Here is a 5589-nt window from a genome sequence, read left to right as displayed (position 1 = left end):
CGTCTGCCAGCGACTGCACACGGCGCAGGTATTGCAGCAGGCGCCGGCCGGCGGGCGTCGCGCGGCAGGGGCGGGTGCGTACCACGAGCGGCGTGCCGAGCGAGACTTCGAGCGCGCGCACGCGCTGCGACACGGCGGAAGGCGTGAGGTGCAGCACGGTGGCAGCCTGCTCGAAACTGCCGCTTTCGATCACGGCAAGCACCGCTTCGCACTGGCGAGGGTCGAGTTTCATCGGTTAAATTATTTTAAGCACTACGGAATTATATTAAGTATCGTTCATTTTCTTTTTCTACGGCAGCACAATGCCTCCCATCTCAAACGGAGGGCTATCGTGTCGTTCTACCTGAAAGGACTTGGCCTGGGCGCGGGCCTGATCGTCGCCATCGGATCGCAGAATGCGCACGTGCTGCGCATGGGTCTGAAGCGCCAGCATGTGGGGCTGACGGTGCTGGTCTGCATTGTGTGCGAAGTGCTGCTGATTTCAATCGGCGTGGCGGGCGTCGGCACCATGGTCGAGCGCAGCCCTTTCCTGCTGGCGGCAGCGCGCTGGGGCGGCGCGCTGTTCCTCGCGTGGTACGGCTTGCGCGCCTGGCGTGCGGCGTTCGGGCGGCACGCGCTGGATGCGGCGCCGCAGCGCGCCGAGACCGGTACGCGGGACGCGTTGCTCACCGTGCTGGCAGTCACACTGCTCAATCCGCATGTCTACCTCGATACCGTCGTGCTGCTCGGCGCGGTCGGAGGACAGCAGGGGCCGGAAGGAAAATGGCTGTTTGCGCTCGGCGCGATGACGGGGGCGATGACGTGGTTCGTGCTGCTCGGGTTCGGGGCGCGGCTGCTGGCACCATGGTTCGCGAGGCCGTCAGCATGGCGCATGCTTGACGCGGTGATCGGTGTGGTGATGCTGGGACTTGCAATATCGCTGGTGACCTGACCGCCCTCCCCCGCCATTCCACTAATGCGCGAACACGCTTTCGTGACTCGCCGTCAGGATGGCATCGACTGCCGGATGCTTGATCTTGCGCTCGTTGGAAATCGCATACACCTGCTCGCGCACATCCGTGAGCTCGCCCACCGGCACCGCCCCGAACTGCTCTTCCACCGCCGCCGCCAATGCGGAAGGCGCGGGGAACATGCCGAGGCCGGTGCGGCCAAAGGTGTTGAGCATCGCACTGTCATCGAACTCGCCGACGATGTCGGGCCGCACGTCATGCGTCTCGAACCAGTGGTCGAGGCGGCCGCGCACCGCGTGGTTGCGGGTCGGCAGCAGCAGCGGCGCGCCCCGCAGGCTGGCAGGGAAGCCCGGCCGGTACTGTTCGGCCAGTTCCGGCAAGCCGTAGAGCATGGTTTCGCTTTCGCCCAGCAGGTGACTGAACACGCGCAGGTTGGTACCCGACGGCACTGCGCGGTCGGTGAGGATGACGTCGAGCTTGTGCACGGAAAGCTCGCCCAACAGCGATTCGAAGTCATCTTCGTGGCACACCAGCTTCACCTTCTGCGGCAATTTCAGCGCGGCATCCAGCAGGCGCGACGCGGTGAGCTTGGGCAGCGAATCGGACAAGCCGACAGTGAGGCGCATGGTCTGTCCGACATCGGCCTCGGCCAGCACGTCCTGCAATTGTTCGCCGAGCAGGAAGATCTGGTCGGCATAGGTCAGCGCGACCCGGCCGGCCTCGGTCAGCACCAGGCGCCGTCCCTGTGGGGCGAGGAGCGCCTTGCCTACCGACTGCTCGAGCAACGCAAGCTGGGCGCTGATGGTCTGCACCGCCACGTCCAGCCGTTCGGCCGCTCGCGTGACGCTGCCCTCCTTGGCAACGACCCAGAAGTAATAGAGATGCCGGTAGTTCAGCGAGACGTTTTTCATTGTTCCGATTTTTTCGAAGGAATCTTCATATTATCTTCGCTTTTTAAGAGATGACAAGCCTTTTAAGATGACCAGGTCGATCGGTGTGCTGTCCCGGTCAACGTTTTCCTCAACCGAGAGCAGACGCGAGTCTGTTGCCTTCCGGGGACGCTTCGAAACGTCCCCGGTTTTTTCAACTACCGCCGTTTCCCGAAGTCCAATTCCCTGAGTTGGTCTCCGTGAAACGACATTAACGAAAAGGAAAAACCATGCTCGAACTGCTCTCCGATCCGCAGATATGGATTGCCTTCTTCACCCTCACCGCGCTGGAACTGGTCCTGGGTATCGACAACATCATCTTCATCTCCATCCTGGTCGACAAGCTGCCAAAGGAAAAACAGGAATTCACGCGCCGCCTCGGCCTGTTCCTCGCGATGTTCATGCGCATCGGCCTGTTGCTGACGCTGTCGTGGATCGTGAGCATGACGCAGCCGCTGTTCACCCTTTTCGGCCAGGGCTTCTCGGGACGCGACATCGTCCTGCTGGCGGGCGGCCTGTTCCTGCTGTGGAAGAGCGTGGGCGAAATCCACGAGACCTTTGAGGGAGCTGGCGGCGACCACGCATCCACCGCTGTGAAGAATACGTTTGCCGGCATCGTGCTGCAGATCATGGTGATCGACCTCGTGTTCTCGCTCGACTCGATCATCACCGCCGTCGGCATGGTGGACCAGATCGCGGTCATGATCGCCGCCGTCATCGCCTCGGTCGGCATGATGATGTTCTTCGCCGGCCCGATCGGGCGCTTCGTGTCCGAGCATCCGACGATCAAGATGCTGGCGCTGTCCTTCCTGGTGGTGGTGGCAGTGGTGCTGATCGCCGAAGGCTTCGGCCACCATGTGCCCAAGGGCTACATCTACAGCGCGATGGCCTTCTCGGTCGTGGTGGAAATGCTCAACATCCGCCTGCGCAAGCGCTCGACGCGCGCCACGCTGGAAGCCACGCGCTACGTCGCGGAAGAGCGCTGACCGCGCGGCCATGCCTGCCGGGAAGGAACCACGGTTCCTCCCGGCATTTTCTTTTGAGGCATTGCAAATAAAGGAACGGTAATCCTGTGTCACGGGTCGATCTCGCAAGAGAGGACTCCATGAAGATTTCGATCATCGGCACGGGTTATGTCGGTCTTGTCACTGCGGCCTGTCTTGCCGAAGCCGGAAACATGGTGATCTGCGTCGACGTCGACGAACAAAAGATCGCGTTGCTCAACCGCGGCAGGGTCACCATCCACGAGCCGGGCCTGCCGCAACTGATCGCCCGCAACCGGCGCGCCGGCCGCCTTGCCTTCATGACCGGCTATGAAGAGGCCGTGCAGCATGCGGAAGTGATTTTCCTCGCGGTAGGTACGCCGTCCGAGGAAGACGGCAGCGCCGACCTTACCCATGTCCTGGGTGCCGCCCGGCTCGTCGGCCGCCACCTGCGCCATCCGGCGGTCGTCGTCAACAAGTCCACCGTGCCTGTGGGCACTGCGGCGCGCGTGCGCGCCGTGATTGCTGAGGAACTCGCGGCGCGACGGGTGGACATCGCCTTCAGCATAGTCAGCAATCCCGAATTCCTGCGGGAGGGCTCGGCGGTCAACGACTTCATGCACCCGGACCGCGTCGTGCTGGGCTACGACGATACCGAATCAGCCGGCATCATGCGCGAGCTGTACATCCCTTTCCTGCGGCAGCGGGAACAGCTGATCGAGATCGACACGCACAGCGCCGAGCTGAGCAAATACGCAGCCAATGTCATGCTTGCCACACGCATCAGCCTGATGAACGAGCTGGCCTGCGTGGCGGAAGCGGTCGGCGCCGATATCGAGGCGGTGCGCCGCTGCGTTGCCGCGGATCCGCGCATCGGCCCGCTCTTCCTGCAAGCCGGCATCGGCTACGGCGGCTCCTGCCTGCCCAAGGATGTGAAGGCGCTGATCAGGACCGCCACGCAATCCGGCTGCGCGCCGCACCTGCTCAAGGCCACGGACGCCGTCAACGAGAAACAGAAATCCCTGCTGTTCCGGAAGATCTGCAACCACTACGGCGGCCCCCGGCGGCTGGAAGGCAAGACCATCGCGCTCTGGGGCCTTTCGTTCAAGCCGAATACCGGTGACATGCGGGAAGCGCCGAGCCTGGCGCTGATCGAGCAACTGCTGGGATCCTGGTGCCGGATACGCGCCTGCGACCCGGTGGCCTGCGACGAGGCCGCGCGCGTACTGCGAAAGGCACACGGCGCCGTGAAATTTGCCGAACGCGTCCATCTCACGCGCGATCCCTGGGAGGCAGTGGAAGGCGCGGATGCACTGGTGCTGGCGACGGAGTGGAAGGAATTCCGCGCGCCGGATTTCAGCCGTCTGGCGGCTGGATTGAATGACAAGGTGGTGTTCGACGGCCGCAACCTGTATGACCCGCAGACGGTTCAGGCGGCGGGGCTGCGGTACTACGGCATCGGGCGCAAGGCTTAGAAGACGTCAACGACGGTAGTCCCACCGTCCGCGATTACCATCATCCCAGCCATCCCAATCATGGCGGTGCCGGTGCCGATGCTGCGGCATTGGCCGTCCGTAGGGATCGACATAAAGAACCGGCGGCGGATAAGTCGGGTATGCCGGCTGCACGTAGACGACCGGTGGCGGTGCGAATGCCGCAGGCGGCGGGCCGTAGCTGTAATACGGTTGCGGCGAAACCACGACACCGGGCGCCGGCACCACGTAACCGGGCGACCCGACTGTTACCGACCATTGCACGCGGCCGCCCGCATGCGCCGGCATGGCTGCCAGCCAGGCGAGAACGAGGCCGGTGGCGACTGCAAATTTCGTGTTCATGTTTTGCTCCTCGATCTACCTATATTAAAGGTCAAAGACGCGGATCCTGCGGGGAATCTTTGTAACAGGTCGCATCACGCAACAACCGCGTTGCCTTCCGACATTTGCTAGACTCCGGGGCCATGCCGATTACGTTCGCCCTCCTCTTCCTTTCCGTCCTGATTGCCGCCGGTCTTGCCGGCGCGATCCCGCTTGCGGTTGCCATTTTCTACAGCATCGCCAGCCTGGTGGCGATGGTTGTTTACGGTATCGACAAGTCGGCCGCGCGGAAGCAGGCGCGGCGCACGCCGGAACGCACGCTGCACCTGCTGGGACTGGCCGGCGGCTGGCCCGGTGCGCTGGTCGCGCAAGCGCTGTTCCGCCACAAGACGGCGAAGCGGTCTTTCCGGGCCATGTTCTGGGTCACGGCAATCATCAACTGCGCGGCACTTGGCGCACTGCTGTTGTCAGCCAGGATTTGAGCGTGCGCAAACCAGGCGGGAAAGTCGCAGCAAGTCTGACCGGACGCGAAGACAGGCACCCATGTCCGGGCTAGCGTCTGGCCTTTGAGTTCAACCAGGATTACCGATGCTGCCCACCCGTTTCCTTTCCGGCAATCACGCCGAACCCATCATGTTTCGCTGCGGCCTGGCGCTGTACCTGGCCGTCATCCTGATCGGCTCCATTCCCGGCGCGCGGGCCGACGTCGGCGAATATGCGTCCGGCCTAGTGCTCCATTTCGGCACCTATGCCTGCATCGCCTTCCTGCTTGCGTGCGGTACGGCCGGCAATGCGACGGCAAAGGCGGTCAAGGCGATCTGCATGGTGGCGGCGATGGGCGCGCTGGATGAAGCGATTCAAAGCTTCCTGCCTTATCGCCACGGCGCGGTGTCGGACTGGATGGTCGATGTAG

Annotated in this window: 8 protein-coding genes; 5 read left to right on the top strand and 3 right to left on the bottom strand. The window is 63.2% G+C overall.

Annotation, left to right across the window (positions count from 1 at the left end; genetic code table 11):
* A partial coding sequence (locus AYR66_RS05710; RefSeq protein WP_141104172.1) for a LysR family transcriptional regulator occupies positions 1 to 232 on the bottom strand: 232 nt, incomplete at its 3' end.
* A gap of 99 nt (positions 233 to 331) precedes the next feature.
* On the opposite strand from AYR66_RS05710, the gene AYR66_RS05705 reads away from it, so the two are divergent.
* Complete coding sequence (locus AYR66_RS05705) at positions 332 to 931, top strand: LysE/ArgO family amino acid transporter (RefSeq protein WP_234814774.1); 600 nt, start codon at positions 332 to 334, stop codon at positions 929 to 931.
* 21 nt (positions 932 to 952) lie between these two features.
* On the opposite strand, the gene nhaR is transcribed toward AYR66_RS05705, so the two are convergent.
* Positions 953 to 1861, bottom strand: coding sequence for a transcriptional activator NhaR (nhaR, locus tag AYR66_RS05700; RefSeq protein WP_088706723.1), 909 nt, complete (start codon positions 1859 to 1861; stop codon positions 953 to 955).
* Positions 1862 to 2109: 248 nt separating this feature from the next.
* Between nhaR and AYR66_RS05695 the strand changes: the two genes are divergently transcribed.
* Positions 2110 to 2865, top strand: a complete 756-nt coding sequence (locus AYR66_RS05695; RefSeq protein ID WP_088706722.1) for a TerC family protein — start codon at positions 2110 to 2112, stop codon at positions 2863 to 2865.
* Positions 2866 to 2984: 119 nt separating this feature from the next.
* A complete protein-coding gene (locus tag AYR66_RS05690; RefSeq protein ID WP_088706721.1) occupies positions 2985 to 4337 on the top strand; it encodes a UDP-glucose dehydrogenase family protein in 1353 nt (450 codons plus the stop codon).
* Positions 4338 to 4343: 6 nt separating this feature from the next.
* Here AYR66_RS05690 and AYR66_RS05685 read toward each other — a convergent pair whose 3' ends face one another.
* The gene (locus AYR66_RS05685) at positions 4344 to 4697 is read right to left on the bottom strand and encodes a hypothetical protein (RefSeq protein WP_088706720.1); all 354 of its coding nucleotides are present in this window, start codon (positions 4695 to 4697) and stop codon (positions 4344 to 4346) included.
* Positions 4698 to 4819: 122 nt separating this feature from the next.
* Between AYR66_RS05685 and AYR66_RS05680 the strand changes: the two genes are divergently transcribed.
* A complete protein-coding gene (locus AYR66_RS05680; RefSeq protein WP_088706719.1) occupies positions 4820 to 5158 on the top strand; it encodes a DUF1294 domain-containing protein in 339 nt (112 codons plus the stop codon).
* Positions 5159 to 5264: 106 nt separating this feature from the next.
* The coding region (locus AYR66_RS05675) for a VanZ family protein (RefSeq protein ID WP_206047071.1) at positions 5265 to 5589 on the top strand (325 nt) is incomplete at its 3' end.

Origin of the sequence: Noviherbaspirillum denitrificans, assembly GCF_002211445.1 — a bacterium.
In the GTDB taxonomy this organism is placed as follows: Bacteria; Pseudomonadota; Gammaproteobacteria; order Burkholderiales; family Burkholderiaceae_D; genus Noviherbaspirillum; species Noviherbaspirillum denitrificans.
This window is presented reverse-complemented; position numbering and strand designations above follow the sequence as displayed.